The sequence below is a fragment of the Flavobacterium sp. J372 genome, assembly GCF_024699965.1.
GTDB lineage: Bacteria > Bacteroidota > Bacteroidia > Flavobacteriales > Flavobacteriaceae > Flavobacterium.
Genome location: NZ_JAJOMZ010000004.1, coordinates 895,786 through 911,468, shown reverse-complemented (window position 1 = coordinate 911,468; position 15,683 = coordinate 895,786). Strand labels below are relative to the sequence as shown.

General features: G+C 40.4%; 14 protein-coding genes and 2 pseudogenes. 6 read left to right on the top strand and 10 right to left on the bottom strand.

The window, feature by feature from the left end:
• Positions 1-55 precede the first annotated feature (55 nt).
• Positions 56-448 (top strand): hypothetical protein, encoded by a 393-nt coding sequence (locus tag LRS05_RS04470; protein WP_257867224.1) that lies wholly within the window; start codon positions 56-58, stop codon positions 446-448.
• A gap of 18 nt (positions 449-466) precedes the next feature.
• Here LRS05_RS04470 and LRS05_RS04465 read toward each other — a convergent pair whose 3' ends face one another.
• From LRS05_RS04465 to dapF, 4 genes are all read right to left on the bottom strand, one after another.
• Positions 467-1,114 carry a peptidoglycan-binding protein LysM gene (locus LRS05_RS04465; RefSeq protein ID WP_257867223.1) on the bottom strand — a complete coding sequence of 216 codons (648 nt, stop codon included), beginning with the start codon at positions 1,112-1,114 and terminating at the stop codon, positions 467-469.
• Between the two features lie 283 nt (positions 1,115-1,397).
• A complete protein-coding gene (mltG, locus tag LRS05_RS04460) occupies positions 1,398-2,438 on the bottom strand; it encodes an endolytic transglycosylase MltG (protein ID WP_257867222.1) in 1,041 nt (346 codons plus the stop codon).
• A 12-nt stretch (positions 2,439-2,450) separates the two neighbouring features.
• Positions 2,451-2,981 (bottom strand): GNAT family N-acetyltransferase, encoded by a 531-nt coding sequence (locus tag LRS05_RS04455; protein ID WP_257867221.1) that lies wholly within the window; start codon positions 2,979-2,981, stop codon positions 2,451-2,453.
• Positions 2,975-3,757, bottom strand: a complete 783-nt coding sequence (gene dapF, locus LRS05_RS04450; RefSeq protein ID WP_257867220.1) for a diaminopimelate epimerase — start codon at positions 3,755-3,757, stop codon at positions 2,975-2,977. The genes LRS05_RS04455 and dapF overlap by 7 nt, the downstream gene beginning before the upstream one ends.
• A 113-nt stretch (positions 3,758-3,870) precedes the next feature.
• On the opposite strand from dapF, the gene LRS05_RS04445 reads away from it, so the two are divergent.
• Positions 3,871-5,262 carry a S1C family serine protease gene (locus LRS05_RS04445; RefSeq protein WP_257867219.1) on the top strand — a complete coding sequence of 464 codons (1,392 nt, stop codon included), beginning with the start codon at positions 3,871-3,873 and terminating at the stop codon, positions 5,260-5,262.
• A 148-nt stretch (positions 5,263-5,410) separates the two neighbouring features.
• On the opposite strand, the gene tyrS is transcribed toward LRS05_RS04445, so the two are convergent.
• Positions 5,411-6,709 (bottom strand): tyrosine--tRNA ligase, encoded by a 1,299-nt coding sequence (tyrS, locus tag LRS05_RS04440; protein ID WP_257867218.1) that lies wholly within the window; start codon positions 6,707-6,709, stop codon positions 5,411-5,413.
• Between the two features lie 104 nt (positions 6,710-6,813).
• Here tyrS and LRS05_RS04435 point away from each other — a divergent pair.
• Positions 6,814-7,811: pseudogene (locus LRS05_RS04435) on the top strand (NAD-dependent epimerase/dehydratase family protein).
• Here LRS05_RS04435 and LRS05_RS04430 read toward each other — a convergent pair.
• Genes LRS05_RS04430 through LRS05_RS04420 form a run of 3 tightly spaced genes read right to left on the bottom strand, consistent with a single transcriptional unit; the run spans position 7,801 to position 10,258 of the window.
• Entirely contained in the window at positions 7,801-8,184 is a 384-nt protein-coding gene (locus LRS05_RS04430; RefSeq protein ID WP_257867217.1) for a DUF4296 domain-containing protein, read from the bottom strand. The pseudogene LRS05_RS04435 and the gene LRS05_RS04430 sit on opposite strands and share 11 nt — an antisense overlap.
• Positions 8,185-8,190: 6 nt before the next feature.
• Positions 8,191-9,528: a dihydroorotase gene (locus LRS05_RS04425; protein WP_257867216.1), complete on the bottom strand. Its 1,338-nt coding sequence runs from the start codon at positions 9,526-9,528 to the stop codon at positions 8,191-8,193.
• 7 nt (positions 9,529-9,535) lie between these two features.
• Entirely contained in the window at positions 9,536-10,258 is a 723-nt protein-coding gene (locus tag LRS05_RS04420; protein WP_257867215.1) for a polyprenol monophosphomannose synthase, read from the bottom strand.
• A 103-nt stretch (positions 10,259-10,361) separates the two neighbouring features.
• On the opposite strand from LRS05_RS04420, the gene LRS05_RS04415 reads away from it, so the two are divergent.
• Together LRS05_RS04415 and LRS05_RS04410 are read left to right on the top strand one after the other, a co-directional pair.
• A complete protein-coding gene (locus tag LRS05_RS04415) occupies positions 10,362-11,042 on the top strand; it encodes a DUF4271 domain-containing protein (protein WP_257867214.1) in 681 nt (226 codons plus the stop codon).
• An 18-nt stretch (positions 11,043-11,060) separates the two neighbouring features.
• The gene (locus LRS05_RS04410) at positions 11,061-11,810 is read left to right on the top strand and encodes a uroporphyrinogen-III synthase (protein ID WP_257867213.1); all 750 of its coding nucleotides are present in this window, start codon (positions 11,061-11,063) and stop codon (positions 11,808-11,810) included.
• A 312-nt stretch (positions 11,811-12,122) separates the two neighbouring features.
• Here LRS05_RS04410 and pckA read toward each other — a convergent pair whose 3' ends face one another.
• Entirely contained in the window at positions 12,123-13,724 is a 1,602-nt protein-coding gene (pckA, locus tag LRS05_RS04405) for a phosphoenolpyruvate carboxykinase (ATP) (protein ID WP_257867212.1), read from the bottom strand.
• A gap of 79 nt (positions 13,725-13,803) precedes the next feature.
• Positions 13,804-14,190: a DUF423 domain-containing protein gene (locus LRS05_RS04400; RefSeq protein WP_257867211.1), complete on the bottom strand. Its 387-nt coding sequence runs from the start codon at positions 14,188-14,190 to the stop codon at positions 13,804-13,806.
• A gap of 108 nt (positions 14,191-14,298) precedes the next feature.
• On the opposite strand from LRS05_RS04400, the pseudogene LRS05_RS04395 reads away from it, so the two are divergent.
• Positions 14,299-15,668: pseudogene (locus LRS05_RS04395) on the top strand (saccharopine dehydrogenase family protein).
• The last annotated feature ends 15 nt before the right edge of the window (positions 15,669-15,683 follow it).

Below are 15,683 nucleotides of genomic sequence, written 5' to 3'. Positions count from 1 at the left end.
TTACAAATGTTAAAATTTTTTGTATATTCGTTGCAACAACGACAACAACACACCAATGCTTTACCTGCCGGAGCTAATAATAGGCTTTTTTATCCTATTAGTCTTACTTTTATTAGTGCTTAATTATAGCCCTAAGAGTAAGGAAAAAAAGCTCGGCCTCTTAAAAAAGTATCGCCGCACACAACATCTTTCTTTTAAGCTTCAGGATACATTAAGCAACTATATATTACAGCATGATGCCCTTGAGCGTGAATTTAAAGACGGTAAAAATTTTGGTGATTACCTCGACTGCCTGAAACTTAACCACCAAAAAAATCTTTCAGAAAGAAATTATATAAGGGTAAGAGACGGCATCAACCCTTTGTATTTCAAAATAACATCTGATCGCCTTGACAAACAGAAGGAAAAACTCAAACAGCTGAAAGAACCGATTATGGAATTAAAGTGAAAGCCACGATAGTCTCTACTACAGTTTTACCTTTGGTTCTGGATGGGGAACGATACCTGATGTATCATAGCCCGCAAATTTCCTAATATAACTTTTAACCGAAGTACCGAAACCGTCCCTGAAAACCCTTTTACCATTACTGTGCAAAAAGTTTTTAACTGACCCTGCTCCCGCTAAATGTGCTGCAGCCAAGAGCCCAGATTCAGTAATTTTAACACCGTTCACAACTTTTCCGTCAAACTGTTCAATTTCCCCGCGAAGTTCCCATTTATTTTTGCAGAGCAACGCCCTGAACGCACGTTCTTGCAGTACCGGCGTATTGAGGAATTTTTTAGTATCGTTAATACCAAGTGCGCGAAGAGTGCTGCGCCCAAACTGGTATTTGCCCATATAGCCAAAAGGATTTACTAACTTATAAAGGCCCTGGGATTCTTTTATGGCTACCGCCTGCTTAAAACCTACGTATGATTTGCCTGTGAAAGGAAAATCAAAACCAACTGTTGCAGTCTCGTCAATTGTTGGTACCGTATAGTTTGTTATTTCATCTTCGGTAAGGTGAAAACCTTCAATTTTACCGAATTGTTTTGGTTGTGTGGCTTTAAAGCCTGAACTAACACTAATAATGAAAAGCGCTATGCCTGAAAAATATGCCCATTGTTTTATCATGTATTTTTATTTCTCATAATCTGTCACCTTATGAATTTCACAGGGGGCAAATATACGATAAATTATTAACCTGATTTACAATATGTTACAAAAGCCTAAATATTTACATAAATTTAAGACTCACAAAATCCTGAAAGAAATTTCAGTAAGATACTGGTAATAAAGGACTTTTACATCAAAGATAAGTAAGACCGGGATTACATAAAACAGGAGAAATTTGTAATGAAAAATCCGAAAAATTATTAGTTCATTTTCCGGATTTTTAAAGATTTTTCTTCCAAAATCAACGCTTGATACCCATCTTATTTACCCATGCAACATATTTTTGACGATTTACTTCGTGTTGAGCCGGTGTAACAGCAAATTCATGATAGCCGAAATTCGTAACACTCGCACAAAAATAGATATAGTTGTGCTCCTCAGGATTAAGTACTGCATCAAGCGCTGAAATATCAGGCATTGCAATTGGCCCCGGAGGCAGGCCTGCATATTTGTAAGTGTTGTAAGGAGAATCAATAACTAGGTCTTTAAACAGCACACGTTTAATTACCTGATCAAAATCGCCTGACTGCCTTTTCATTGCATAAATCACAGTAGGGTCGGCCTCAAGCTTCATCCCTTTCTTCAGTCGATTGAGATATACGCCTGCCACACGCGGACGCTCATCTGTCTTTACAGTTTCTTTGTGTACTATAGATGCAAGGGCTGATACCTGCAGCGGCGTAAGGTTTTGTGCCTCAGCTTTTGCAAGGCGTTCTTTTGTCCAGAATTTACGATACTCTTTTGCCATCTTGTCCCTTACTTTTGTTGGTGTCGTATTCCAAAAGAACTCATAAGTATTGGGGATGAAGACAGCTAACACATTATCTTCTGTAAATCCATTTTCTTCAAGAAAAGTTTTATCGGTAAATGCTTTTAGCAGCGCAATACTGTCGGGCTCAATCTGTGAAGCAATGCGGCCTACAGCCCTCTGAAGGGTTTCCTGGTTGTTGAAGGCAATGTTCACAGGCACGGGCTGGCGCAGTGCGTTCACTAAATCATTATTGTTCATGCCCCGCTTCAGGATAAATTTACCCGCTTTGATATTAGCAGGATATGATTTTTTGTCAGCAGTTGAATTAAATTTATCCATATCCTTAATGTATGGCCTGATCAATTCCTGAACCTCTGCATAAGTTGCATTTGTAGGTATATATACTGCCATAGTATTTTCGCTGAATGTAGTATTGGCTGAGAAAATATCCCTGTACATCATGTATCCATAAGCTGTGGCGCCAAGCACAACAACAAGCGAAAATATGCCTATAATTTTCCTTAGTCTCAAAGTAAAATGAATTTAGTTTGTATTTATTAATTGGTACATAGCTTCATCAGCATATCCTGTTTTTGTACGGTTCCAGTCTTTTTTGATGCCGATTTCAACGAAGCCAAAATTACTAAAAAGCCTGATACTTGCTGCGTTGTGCAAACCAATATTTGCATACAGCTGGTGCAGGCGCAAGTGAGTGAATGTATAATTTATTAAAAGCCCTAAAGCTTCTTTGCCAACACCCTTACTCCTCTCTCCATCATCTTTTATAATTATACCTACCCCTGCCCTTTGGTTAGCCGGGTCAAAGTCAAAAAGATCAATCAGCCCAATGGCATCACTGCTGCCTGTTTTGCAGATAGCAAGCCTCAGTTGTTTAGCTTCGTAAATATCCTGGTGTGCATTCGCAAGGTACTGCCTTATCAGGAATCGGCTGTAAGGCGTCTGTGTGTTAGACACTTCCCATGCAGGTTCGTGATTTTCTATAGCGTAAATGAATTCAAGGTCTTCAGGCTCAAGCGCACGAAGGTAAACAGTATTGCCTGTAAGGGTTACCATTTTATCTCTCCTTTAAAGACAAAAGCAGCTGGGCCGGTAAGATAAATTTCTTTAAACTGCTGCCCATCCTGAAGAAATGAAACTTCAAGCTCACCACCAGGTGTTTGAAGCTTTACCATCTCGCTATCGGTTTTACCTAAAACTTTCATGGCTATGGCTACTGCCGTTACGCCTGTGCCGCAAGACAATGTTTCATCTTCAACACCACGCTCATAAGTGCGTACTGAAAATTTGTCAGTTCCCACTGCAGAAACAAAATTCACGTTGCTGCCTGCATCGCCATACATACCGCTGTAACGAATTTGCGAACCCACACGCTTTACGTCAAACTCATCTAAATTATCTACCAGTTCAACATGATGAGGAGATCCGGTATCAAGAAAAACATAGTTTTGATAAACGGTGACGTTGTGTACATCCTTCATTTGCAGTGATACTGTGCCATCGTCATTTATTCGCGCCACATGCATCCCGTCTACCGCCATAAATTCCGTCTGCGCGTCAATGAGTTCAAGCTGCTTAGCAAATGCCACAATACACCTGCCTCCGTTACCGCACATTGTGCTTTGGTTACCATCACTGTTGTAATACACCATACTAAAATCGCCACCAGTACCGTTTTCCAACAGGATAAGCCCGTCAGCACCAATGCCAAACCTTCGGTCACATAGTTTCGCAACAAGTTTGGTATTATTTTTGGGAAATGCATTATCACGATTGTCAATCATTATAAAATCGTTGCCGGTGCCCTGGTATTTGTAAAAAGTGTGCAGCATTTTGTTACATATAGTCAGGCAAAAGTACAAATATATACGACACGTTCTATGATCGCTTTATATACGGAAAGACTGAGTTAACAATAACCTTACAATTAAATACTGTTTAAAATATGAAAAGAATTTCAAGTTTATTTTTGGTAGCCCTTATGAGTGGCGCCACTACGCTTGGGGCATACAAACTGGTATTTGATAATGACACAAATAAATCTGCCTTATCAATTGCCTCAAACGAGCCTAATTATACGCGCAATGTAAGCCTTAGGACTGAAGAAGTTGATTTTACTGCTGCTGCAGACAATGCCGTGCATACTGTAGTGCACGTTAAAAATACATCTTACGCTACTGTGCGCAATCCTATAATGGAGTTCTTTTACGGCTATCAGGGCGGCCAGCAACAACAGCAGGTTGGTACCGGGTCGGGTGTAATAATTACTGAAGATGGCTACATTGTGACCAACAACCACGTTGTACAGAATGCGAGTGAGCTTGAGGTAACGCTGAATAACAATAAGTCGTACAAAGCTAAACTTGTTGGAACTGATTCTAAGATGGATATTGCTCTTCTAAAAGTAGATACGCCTGATAAACTTCCTTACGCTACTTTTGGTAACAGTGATGATATTAAAGTAGGTGAATGGGTGCTGGCCGTAGGTAACCCGTATAATCTTAATTCAACCGTTACGGCAGGTATTGTATCTGCCAAGGCCCGGAATCTTAGTAAAGACGGTATCCAATCATTCATACAAACTGATGCAGCAGTAAACCCCGGCAACAGTGGTGGTGCCCTTGTAAACACCCGTGGCCAGCTTATTGGCATCAATACCATGATATCATCTATGACAGGTTCATATGTAGGCTATTCATTTGCAATACCATCTAACATAGCGCGTAAAATTATTGAAGACATCATGCAATACGGCAATGTACAGCGCGGTGCGCTGGGTGTACAGGGCGGCGAGCTTAATGCTACGGTGGCGAAAGATTTGGGCATTACCGAAACGCAAGGCTTTTATGTAAATAGCGCCATTAAAGATTCAGGCGCTGAAAAAGCAGGCATTAAAAAAGGAGATATCATCAAGAACATTGACGGGCGCGATATTAACGGCTTTGCCGACCTTAATGCTTCGCTTGTAACCAAAAGACCCGGTGATGTGGTTAAAGTAACCGTTAACCGTGACGGAACATTGAAGACATTACCAGTTAGACTTTCTAAAAATGAGATTAACAGCTATAGCTATAGCGGACTTGAGTTTGAAGACCTTACAGTAGCCGACAAGAAAAAGTTCAACATTACTTATGGCGTAAAAATAAAAGATATTACAGGTGACGAGTATATGCCGTATTATGATGAACTTAAAGACGGTATAATATTAAGTGTAAATAATGTAAAGGCTAAAGACATTGAAACTGTATCATCAGTACTTAACAGCAAAAATCCTAACCAGAAAGTTAGGGTTGAAATGCTGATGAAGAATGGCCAGCTTATACGCTTCCTGATGTAAATGCACAATTAATATTTAAAATTTTAAGGGCTGCCTAACTTTAGGCAGCCCTTATTTGTAATGATAAAAAGAGTAACTTTTATATTATGCAAATTTATTAAACAGTGCTTATTTTACAATAAAGACGCTTTTTTAAGATAACAATTCATTATTTTACTTCAATTACAAAATACTTTTTCTTGCCGAATTGTACTAAAATGTACTTACCAAGAACAATGTCTTTATCTGAAAGCACAAATCCTTCTGCAACTTTCTCTTTGTTGATTGCAACCGCATTGGCTATAACGCTCTTGCGTGCTTCACCGCGCGATGGAAAAATCTTAGTCTCGTCACTTAACGCTAATACAATGTCTATACCCTGCTGCAGAGACGCTAACGGAAGTTCAGCAACAATGAATTCACCAAATATATCTGTAAAGAATTCTTCACCCACATTTTCGAGTTCTGCCTTATCAAAATTTGAAAAAGCGAATCCTGACTTTTTAATAGCCAGTTCGGTATCTTCTGCTGAATGGACGAATGTGGTAACTTCCTCCGCCAGTTTCTTTTGAAGCTGTCTTAGGTGCGGCGCTTCATGGTGCGCAGCAATGAGAGCCTCTATTTCTTCCCTATCCAGAAAAGTGAATATCTTAATATATTTTTCAGCGTCGGCATCACTGGTGTTCAGCCAAAACTGATAGAATTTATAAACAGATGTTTTGTCGGCATCAAGCCATACATTACCGCCTTCACTCTTCCCGAATTTAGAACCGTCGGCCTTAGTTATGAGCGGGCACGTCATGGCAAACGCTTTAGCACCCTCACCATTCATACGGCGTACAAGCTCGGTGCCGGTAGTAATGTTGCCCCATTGGTCGCTTCCGCCCAGTTGCAGCAAACAATTGTATTTTTTATGCAGGTGGTAAAAGTCGTAGCCCTGTATCAACTGGTAAGTAAACTCGGTGAAAGACATCCCACTGCCGGCTTCACCTGTGAGCCTCTTTTTTACCGAGTCTTTAGCCATCATGTAATTCACAGTTATACGCTTGCCTACATCACGCACAAACCCGATAAACGAGAACTCCTTCATCCAGTCGTAATTATTTACGAGGACAGGTGCATTTTCATCTGAAGAATTAAAGTCTAAAAAACGCGATAACACACGCTTTATACCGGCTACATTCTTCTCAAGAGCAGCTTCGTCAAGCAGGTTGCGCTCATCACTTTTACCTGATGGGTCACCAATCATACCGGTGGCACCGCCCACGAGGGCAATGGGCTTATGTCCGCATTTTTGCAGATGAACAAGGATTATTATGGGCACAAGGCTGCCTATGTGCAGGGAGTCTGATGTGGGGTCAAAGCCAATGTAAGCTGTCGTCATTTCTTTCATCAGTTGCTCTTCCGTGCCCGGCATAATATCATGTACCATGCCTCTCCATCTAAGTTCTTCTACAAAATTTTTCATGCTTCTATAAATTGATACGCAAAAATAGGGATGTTATGATAATTAACGGCATATTTCAGACGGCCAGATGCAATTTTTAAAGGTTCTGTCTTTAAATTTGCTGTATGATATTAGTAACCGGCGGCACCGGCCTTGTTGGCGCACATCTGCTCTTGAAGCTCACAGAAGGCTTTATGCCTGTACGCGCTATTTACCGTAATGAAAAACGCATTGCTGCAACGCGTAATTTATTTTCAAATCAGGGCAAGGAGGAATTATTCGGGAAGATTGAATGGGTACAGGCTGATATTATCGACATCCCTTCACTTGAAGATGCGTTTAAAAATGTAACATACGTGTACCATTGTGCAGCCCATATATCATATGACCCCGCAGACGAAAAAAGCTTCATAAGGTAAACATTGAAGGCACTGCCAATATGGTGAGCTGCGCTTTGGCTGCCGATGTGAAGAAGTTCTGCCATGTAAGTTCTATAGCCGCATTGGGCGACCTCAAACCTGGCGAAAGTATTATAACAGAAGAAACTGAATGGAACCCTGAAAAACGGCACAGTGATTATGCACTCACAAAACATGGTGCAGAAATTGAAGTGTGGCGTGCACGTGAAGAAGGCTTGCCGGTAGTAATTATAAACCCGGGATTAATATTCGGCTATGGATTTTGGGAGCAGGGCAGCAGCCAGATAATTCAGTCAGTCAAGAAAGGCCAGCAGTTTTACACGAAAGGATTGTACGGAATTATTGCGGTTGAAGATGTTGTGGAAATCATGATGAGATTGATGGACGGAAATTTTGAAGGCGAACGCTATACCCTTGTAGCTGAAAATATTGCATGTAATCACCTGCTTAATACTATTGCAGATGGCATGAATAAAAAGCGACCATCAATTTACGCTACAAAGGCATTGACATCTTTTGCATGGCGAGCTGACTGGGTGCTTTCAAAATTATTGTTGAGGAAAAGGAAATTTTCGAGAGATGTAGCACGTTCATCACACAATACTGAAACCTTTGATAACTCTAAAATTGTAAAAGCTTTGCATTATAATTTTATTGAAATGAAACCTTACCTTAAAAAGCTTAGTGCTGCCTTTATTGGCTAAGCCTGCTTTTTTCAAGTTGCTTTTCGGCAGGAGTCTGCGCTGCTTTACCCAGCTTGGCTTTTTCAGCTTCCATCATTTCAAGCACCTGCTTTTGCATTTTCTGGTATTTTTCAGGTTGTGAAGCATAATATTTATTGCTGCTTGCAAACGCAGTGCTGTCTACACCGTACTTTTCTTTTAAAAATTTCAGGCCGTCAATGCGTTTATCCTGCATATTGAGTACAGAGTATGATGCCTGCAGCAATGAAAGATCATACAGCATGTTTACCATTTGGCCTTCCTCAATAAGATTTTGAGGCTTTTCAACCACATTTCCCTGGCTGCACGAAATGAATGCAGCAATTATTGTAACTATGCAGATAACCTTTTTCATAAGTTCTTATCTATCAAAAAGCAGCCTTTCTCCACAGCGTACATCTTTAACTTTAAAGTTATTATATACTAGCTGGCCGTTTACAAAAGTATGTGTAATTCTTGATTTAAAGTTTGTGCCTTCAAGTGGAGACCAACCACATTTATAGAGGATATTTTCCTTTTTTACATTCCAGGGTAAACCAGGGTTAATTAGTACAATATCAGCATAATACCCCTCGCGTATAAAACCGCGCTTCTCAATCTTGAAAAGTTTTGCCGGGTTATGCGCCATTTTTTCAACTATTTTCTCAACTGTAATCTTCTTTTGGTGAAATGCTTCAAACATGGCAACTACTGCATGTTGCACCATCGGGGCACCTGCAGGTGAATTTGTGTAAGGATTTTTCTTCTCTTCAAGCGTATGCGGCGCATGGTCTGTCGCTATAACATCAATCCTGTCATCAAGCAGCGCCTTCCACAGTGCATCCCGATCTTCAGCACTTTTTACTGCGGGGTTCCATTTTATGAGCGAGCCTTTCTTTTCATAATCAGCATCACTAAACAAAAGGTGATGTATGCAAACCTCTGCCGTAATTTTTTTCTCTTCAAGAGGTATTTTGTTAGTGAACAAATCAGTCTCTATAGCAGTTGACAAATGAAATACATGCAGTCTTGCTCCCGTTTTCTTTGCCAGCTCGATAGCTTTACTCGAAGAAATATAACAAGCTTCAGCACTACGAATTTCGGGATGGAATTTCACCGGGATGTCATCGCCATATTCGGCTTTGAATTTCTCAAGATTCTGCCGGATGGTCGCTTCATCTTCACAATGCACAGCAATAAGCAATGGTGTGCTCGAGAATATTTTTTCAAGCACTTCAGGATTATCCACCAGCATATTTCCGGTTGAAGAACCAAGGAATAATTTCAGCCCCGCAACATTTCTTGGGTTTGTCTTAAGTATTTCCTCAAGATTATCATTAGTGCCACCCATCATAAAAGAGTAGTTGGCATATGATGTTTCTGCAGCACGCTGGTATTTTTCTTCAAGAAGTTCCTGTGTTACAGCGTTGGGCACCGTGTTAGGCTGTTCAATGAACGATGTGATGCCACCAGCCACGGCAGCCCGTGATTCGCTTTCAATAGTCGCTTTGTGCGTAAGCCCCGGCTCGCGGAAATGCACCTGGTCATCAATAGCGCCGGGTATAAGATAATTGCCTTCGGCATCAATAACTTTTACATCGGGTTTTGCACTTATGCTCTCGGCAATTTCTTTTATAAATTTGCCTTCAATAAGTATATCACCTTCAGTAATGGTGCCTTCATTTACAATCCTGGCATTCTTAATTAAAATCCTGTTCATTAATCCTCTATAGTCTGTTAAGCATTTTTTTCATTCGTAACGACACCACGCCAAATATAGCTTCCTTAATAATAGCATCGCTCATTTTTGATTCCCCTTTGGTACGGTCGGTAAATATTATAGGCACTTCCACTATATTAAAACCGTTTACATAAGCACGGTATTTCATTTCTATCTGGAAAGCATAACCCACAAATTTAATGTTGTCAAGGTTTACACTCTCAAGCACTTTTCGCTTGTAGCAAATAAATCCCGCAGTGGCATCCATTATCTGCATACCTGTAATCATACGCACATACACTGATGCAAAGTAAGACAAAAGCACACGGCTCAAAGGCCAATTCACAACGTTTACCCCTGTACTGTATCTTGAGCCAATAGCAACATCAGCGCCGTTTGCACATGCTGTGAACAAATTTTCAAGATCTGCTGGATTATGTGAAAAATCTGCATCCATTTCAAAGATGTACTCATATTTCCTGGATATAGCCCATTTAAACCCGTGTACATAAGCTGTGCCCAAACCTGCCTTACCTGCACGCACTTCAATATGAAGCCGTCCTTCAAATTCGTGCTGTAATTTCTTTACAATTGCAGCTGTTCCGTCAGGCGAGCTGTCATCCACAATCAGCAGGTCAAAAGCTGTATCAAGCGCAAAAACTGCCCTAACAATGGCCTCAATATTTTCTGCTTCGTTATAGGTAGGGATAACAACAATGCCCTGGTTCATGTACAATGTGAAATTTGGTGCAAAAGTAATGCATTTCTAACGGTGTACTCATAATTTAATTATAATAAAACATACAGGATTTAAAATTTAGTAATTTTGCACAATGAATGAACTGTTGCTGAATGAGCGCATAATTGGCGGAAAAGACTGGGCTACCATTCTTTTCATTTTATGCTTTGTGCTTATTGCAGTAAACAGGACTGCCTACGAAACACGTTTTGCCGAATTTGTGAAGCTTGCGTGGAGCGATAAGTACACCAAAATTTATAAAGAAGGCAGCAACCTCATGAGCGGGTTTACCGTTTCTTTCTTTGTCATACAGCTTATATCCTACTCGTTTCTTATACAGTTTTTTTTAAGTTACCCTGACGTCAGGATAAGTACCGGGGTTGATAAATACAGCTGGATTTCTTTCATACAAATATTTACGCTGGTTGCGGTTTTCATCCTTTCTAAATTTCTGATTGAAAAGATTATCGCCACATCTTTCAACATTGAAGAGTTTAATGAGCAGTTCAACCTGCACAAGGTAAATTATCGCACCTATATTGGTATGCTGCTGCTGCCGGTAAACATTATTTTGTTTTATAATGAACCCCCGCACATCATTGTTTTATGGATTATCATAGGCCTTATAGTGCTTACCAGCGTGGTTTCTTACCTCATTTCGTTAAGGCTTTACCAAAATGCAATCATAGGGAAATTGTTTTATTTTATTTTGTATCTTTGCGCACTTGAAATAGCACCCTATTATTTCATGTATCATTGGTTTGCAAACAGTTAGAAATATTACATGTAAAGTATGAAAGTGAAAACTATTTTGGTGTCACAGCCGGAACCTAAAGTTGACAATTCGCCGTATTTTGAGATACAAAACAAGCTGAAGGTTAAGGTTGATTTCAGGCCATTTATTCACGTAGAGGGTGTAAGCGCCAAAGACGTAAGGGCGCAGAAGATAGACCTCAATAACTTTACCGCCATAATCCTTACCAGCAAGAACTCTATTGACCATTTTTTTCGCGTGGCCGAAGAAATGCGCTACAAAGTGCCGGAAACAATGAAGTATTTTTGCCAGAGCGAGGCAATTGCCTTTTACCTGCAGAAATATGTAGTGTACCGTAAGCGTAAAATTTATGTTGGGCAGAAAGACTTTGCTGATATGGCTCCGCTTATAAAAAAATATAAGGATGAGAAATTCCTCCTGCCGTCAAGCGATCAATTGAATTTTGACATTCCGCAAACGCTGAACAATCTTAAAGTGGACTGGACACCCGGGACTTTTTACAAAACCGTGATGAGCGACCTGAGCGACCTGAAGGACGTTTATTATGATGTACTTGCTTTCTTCAGTCCTACAGGGATAAAGTCACTATTCAAGAACTTCCCGGACTTTGAGCAGAACAATACGCGTATAGCGGTATTTGGAAGCACCACACAAAAAGAAGCCCTTGAGCACGGCCTGCGCGTAGATATTATGGCGCCAACGCCCGAAACTCCGAGCATGACTATGGCGCTTGAAAAATATATTATTGAAGCTAATAAAGGAAAATAATATCCTTTCAGAATATAAAATTAGAGAGCTACCTATCGGTGGCTCTTTTTATTTATTTGCCAGTACAGAAATAGCAAAACACCGGCACTTATTAAATCCACAACAAGTAAACTGTTAATATCAAGCTTACTTATAGTTTTAGAGCCGGGATTAATGTAGTAACCATCTATATAGATATAAGCGGCTATCAAATTTATCAGGACGATCGTTGTAATCATGAACTGAAACAAAACTTTCATGATGTAAATATATAAAAGAAAGAGCCGCCCTAGCAGGCGGCTCTTTCAAAGCATCTATTCTAAAAAGCATCGATTATGCCACCGGGCCGCCTGCCATGATTTCGTCATTGGCAAACTCCTCAAACTTGGCAAAATTCTTCCTGAATGCCGCAGCCAGCTCAAGTGCTTTGGCATCGTAAGCATCTTTATCAGCCCATGTATTCCTCGGGTTTAGCACCTCGGCAGGAACATTAGGGCAGCTCTGCGGCTTTGCAAGGCCAAACACAGCGTGGTTTTTATATTCCACATTATCAAGTTCACCGTTAAGCGCTGCAGTAATCATAGCCCTGGTATATTTTAGTTTCATCCTGCTGCCAGTTCCGTAAGGGCCACCTGTCCAGCCAGTATTTATAAGCCAAACGTTTACGCCTGCATCTTTCATTTTCTTGCTTAGCATCTCGGCATATTTTGTAGGGTGCAGCGGCATAAATGGCGCACCGAAGCATGCAGAGAAGTTTGGCTGAGGCTCATTGATACCTGCTTCAGTTCCTGCAACTTTTGCAGTATAGCCCGAAATGAAGTGGTAAGCCGCCTGGCCCGGAGTAAGCTTAGATATAGGAGGCAGGATACCGTAAGCATCTGCCGTAAGGAAAAATATGTTCTTAGGGTTGTGGCCTATAGAACCCGGCTGTATATTGTCTATATGATAGATTGGGTAGCTCACACGAGTATTAGGCGTAAGTGATACATCTTCAAAATCAACCTCGTTTGTACCCTCTTTAAAAATAACATTCTCAAGTATGGCACCACGCTTAATCGCTCTCCAGATATCCGGTTCCTGCTCTTCAGTCAGGTTTATTACTTTGGCATAGCATCCGCCTTCAAAATTGAAAACAGTGTTTTCAGCCGTCCAGCCATGTTCGTCATCACCTATAAGTTTCCTTGCAGGATCTGCTGAAAGTGTAGTTTTACCAGTACCTGAAAGTCCAAAGAAAATAGCTGTATCACCTTTTTCACCAACGTTGGCGCTGCAGTGCATTGGCAAGGTGTTTTTAAATACCGGAAGTATAAAGTTAAGCGCAGAGAAAATACCTTTCTTCATTTCACCTGTGTAACCTGTACCGCCGATAAGTGCTATTTTACGTGTAAAGTCAAGTATTGCGAAGTTATGCTGGCGTGTACCGTCAACAGCAGGGTCTGCCTTGAAGCCCGGCGCACATACTACATGCCATTCGGGTGTGAAGTTATCAAGTTCACTTTCTTCAGGACGAAGGAACATATTGTAGCAGAAAAGGTTGCTCCACGGAAATTCGGTTACAACCCTCACATTCATTCTGTATTTATCATCAGCACATACGTAGCTGTCACGCACATATAGTTCTTTGCCTGACAGATAATTTGTTACCTTATTATATAGTGCCTGAAATTTATCGCTGTCAAAAGCAAGGTTTACATTGCCCCACCATACTTTATCTTCAGTAATACTGTCACGCACAATAAAACGGTCTTGCGGAGACCTTCCTGTAAACTCACCTGTATTTATGGCAAGTGCGCCTGTATCACTCTCTGTTCCCTGCCCTTTTTCAATTGTAATGTTATGAAGTTCGTCAGGGCTCAGCTGATATTTCACATCTGCATCTTTAATTCCTAAGTTTTCCAGCGAAATCGTTTTCGTAGAAAGGCCGTAATTATCCATTGTTTTGAGCTTAAGTTGTGTTATTAATAAAGGGCAAAAGTAAAAATATATTTTTACAAAATAATAAATCCTCTAAAATTTATCGTTTTACCTTTAAAATATTCAATAACAACACTATCCAGGCGGCAATTAATAGCAATCCTCCAATTGGTGTTACCGGCCCCAGAAACTTAAAATCTATACCAAATAGTGTTTGGCATGACAGCAAATAAATTGAACCTGAAAAGAAAATTACACCTATAGTTGTCAGCCAAAAAATAGCATTTTTTGCACTTGCTGAAATTGACAATACAATCCCTGCAAAAAGTAAAAACAGGGCATGGTACATCTGGTATTTTACTCCGGTTTCGAATACTGCCAACGTCGTTGCCGGAAGCTTTTCTTTTAAGGCATGTGCACCAAAGGCACCCAAAACAATTGAGGTTGCGCCAAAGACTGCCCCTGCCACTATGAGTTTCTTGTCCATTAAAATAGTTTTTGCGTAAAATTAAAAATTACAAGCCATTTTATGAGTAAAAACTTTTTATAATATAACAAATGGCTACTTTTGTGTTATAATTACAAAATCAAAATCATGAGGAATATTTTGATTATTGGCGCAGGCCGTTCGGCATCGTCATTAATAGAATACCTGCTGAATAAAGCCGAATCTGAAAACCTTCATATAACTATTGGTGACCTTTCGGAAGAACTTGCCAGAAAGAAAACTAAAGGCCATAGCCGTGCTACTGCAATTGCATTTGATGTATTTAATGAAGCTGACAGGCATCTGCAGATACAAAAAGCTGATGTAATAATATCTATGCTTCCGGCAAACCTGCATTTTGAAGTAGCCAAAGATTGCATTACCTTCAAAAAACATATGGTTACTGCATCTTACATAAGCCCTGCTATGGAAAGCCTTGACCAGCAGGCAAAAGATAACGGACTTGTTTTTATGAATGAAATAGGCCTTGACCCTGGCATTGACCACATGAGTGCCATGAAAGTGATTGATGAAATTCGGGCCAAAGGTGGTAAGGTGATTTTATTTGAATCTTTCTGTGGCGGATTGGTAGCGCCTGATAGCGACAATAACCTGTGGAACTACAAGTTTACATGGAATCCCCGCAATGTTGTACTTGCCGGCCAGGGTGGCGCTGCTAAGTTCATACAAGAGGGTAATTACAAATACATACCTTATAACAAACTCTTCCGCCGTACGGAATTTATGCACGTGGAAGGTTTTGGCCGCTTTGAAGGTTACGCCAACCGTGATTCACTTAAATACCGTAGTGTATACGGGCTTGATGATGCGCATACTTTATACAGGGGTACACTGCGCCGTGTGGGCTTTTCCAAAGCATGGAACATGTTCATACAGCTGGGTATGACTGATGACAGCTACGTTATGGAAAACAGTGAGGAAATGAGTTACCGTGACTTTACAAATTCCTTCCTTCCTTACCACCCGACAGATTCCGTTGAGTTGAAACTTCGCCATATATTAAAGCTTGACCAGGATGATATACAGTGGGATAAGCTGTTGGAACTGGACCTTTTAATGATGAGAAAAAAGTAGGACTTGTAAATGCCACGCCTGCACAAATACTTGAAAAAATATTGGCCGACAGCTGGACGCTTAGCCCTGATGATAAAGACATGATTGTGATGTACCACAAGTTTGGCTATGAGCTAGACGGCAAAAAGAAACAGATTGACAGCACTATGGTATGCATTGGTGATGACCAGACATATACCGCAATGGCCAAAACAGTAGGCTTGCCTGTGGCTATGGCAACATTACAGATTTTGAACGGAAACATCACCACGCCAGGAGTTCAAATGCCTATTTATAAAGAAGTATACCTGCCTATTTTGAAAGAGCTTGAAGAATTTGGCGTAATTTTCAATGAAAAAGATGTTCCTTACATGGGGTACAATCCGCATAATGTAGCAAGTTAGATTAAATAGCCTTAA

What these genes read in the sequence shown, in the direction of transcription:
- LRS05_RS04470 (WP_257867224.1), top strand. Translation starts at nt 56, where the DNA reads ATGCTTTACCTGCCGGAGCTAATAATAGGCTTTTTTATCCTATTAGTC.
- LRS05_RS04465 (WP_257867223.1), bottom strand. Translation starts at nt 1,114, where the DNA reads ATGATAAAACAATGGGCATATTTTTCAGGCATAGCGCTTTTCATTATT.
- LRS05_RS04455 (WP_257867221.1), bottom strand. Translation starts at nt 2,981, where the DNA reads ATGGTAACCCTTACAGGCAATACTGTTTACCTTCGTGCGCTTGAGCCT.
- dapF (WP_257867220.1), bottom strand. Translation starts at nt 3,757, where the DNA reads ATGCTGCACACTTTTTACAAATACCAGGGCACCGGCAACGATTTTATA.
- LRS05_RS04445 (WP_257867219.1), top strand. Translation starts at nt 3,871, where the DNA reads ATGAAAAGAATTTCAAGTTTATTTTTGGTAGCCCTTATGAGTGGCGCC.
- tyrS (WP_257867218.1), bottom strand. Translation starts at nt 6,709, where the DNA reads ATGAAAAATTTTGTAGAAGAACTTAGATGGAGAGGCATGGTACATGAT.
- LRS05_RS04430 (WP_257867217.1), bottom strand. Translation starts at nt 8,184, where the DNA reads ATGAAAAAGGTTATCTGCATAGTTACAATAATTGCTGCATTCATTTCG.
- LRS05_RS04425 (WP_257867216.1), bottom strand. Translation starts at nt 9,528, where the DNA reads ATGAACAGGATTTTAATTAAGAATGCCAGGATTGTAAATGAAGGCACC.
- LRS05_RS04420 (WP_257867215.1), bottom strand. Translation starts at nt 10,258, where the DNA reads ATGAACCAGGGCATTGTTGTTATCCCTACCTATAACGAAGCAGAAAAT.
- LRS05_RS04415 (WP_257867214.1), top strand. Translation starts at nt 10,362, where the DNA reads ATGAATGAACTGTTGCTGAATGAGCGCATAATTGGCGGAAAAGACTGG.
- LRS05_RS04410 (WP_257867213.1), top strand. Translation starts at nt 11,061, where the DNA reads ATGAAAGTGAAAACTATTTTGGTGTCACAGCCGGAACCTAAAGTTGAC.
- pckA (WP_257867212.1), bottom strand. Translation starts at nt 13,724, where the DNA reads ATGGATAATTACGGCCTTTCTACGAAAACGATTTCGCTGGAAAACTTA.
- LRS05_RS04400 (WP_257867211.1), bottom strand. Translation starts at nt 14,190, where the DNA reads ATGGACAAGAAACTCATAGTGGCAGGGGCAGTCTTTGGCGCAACCTCA.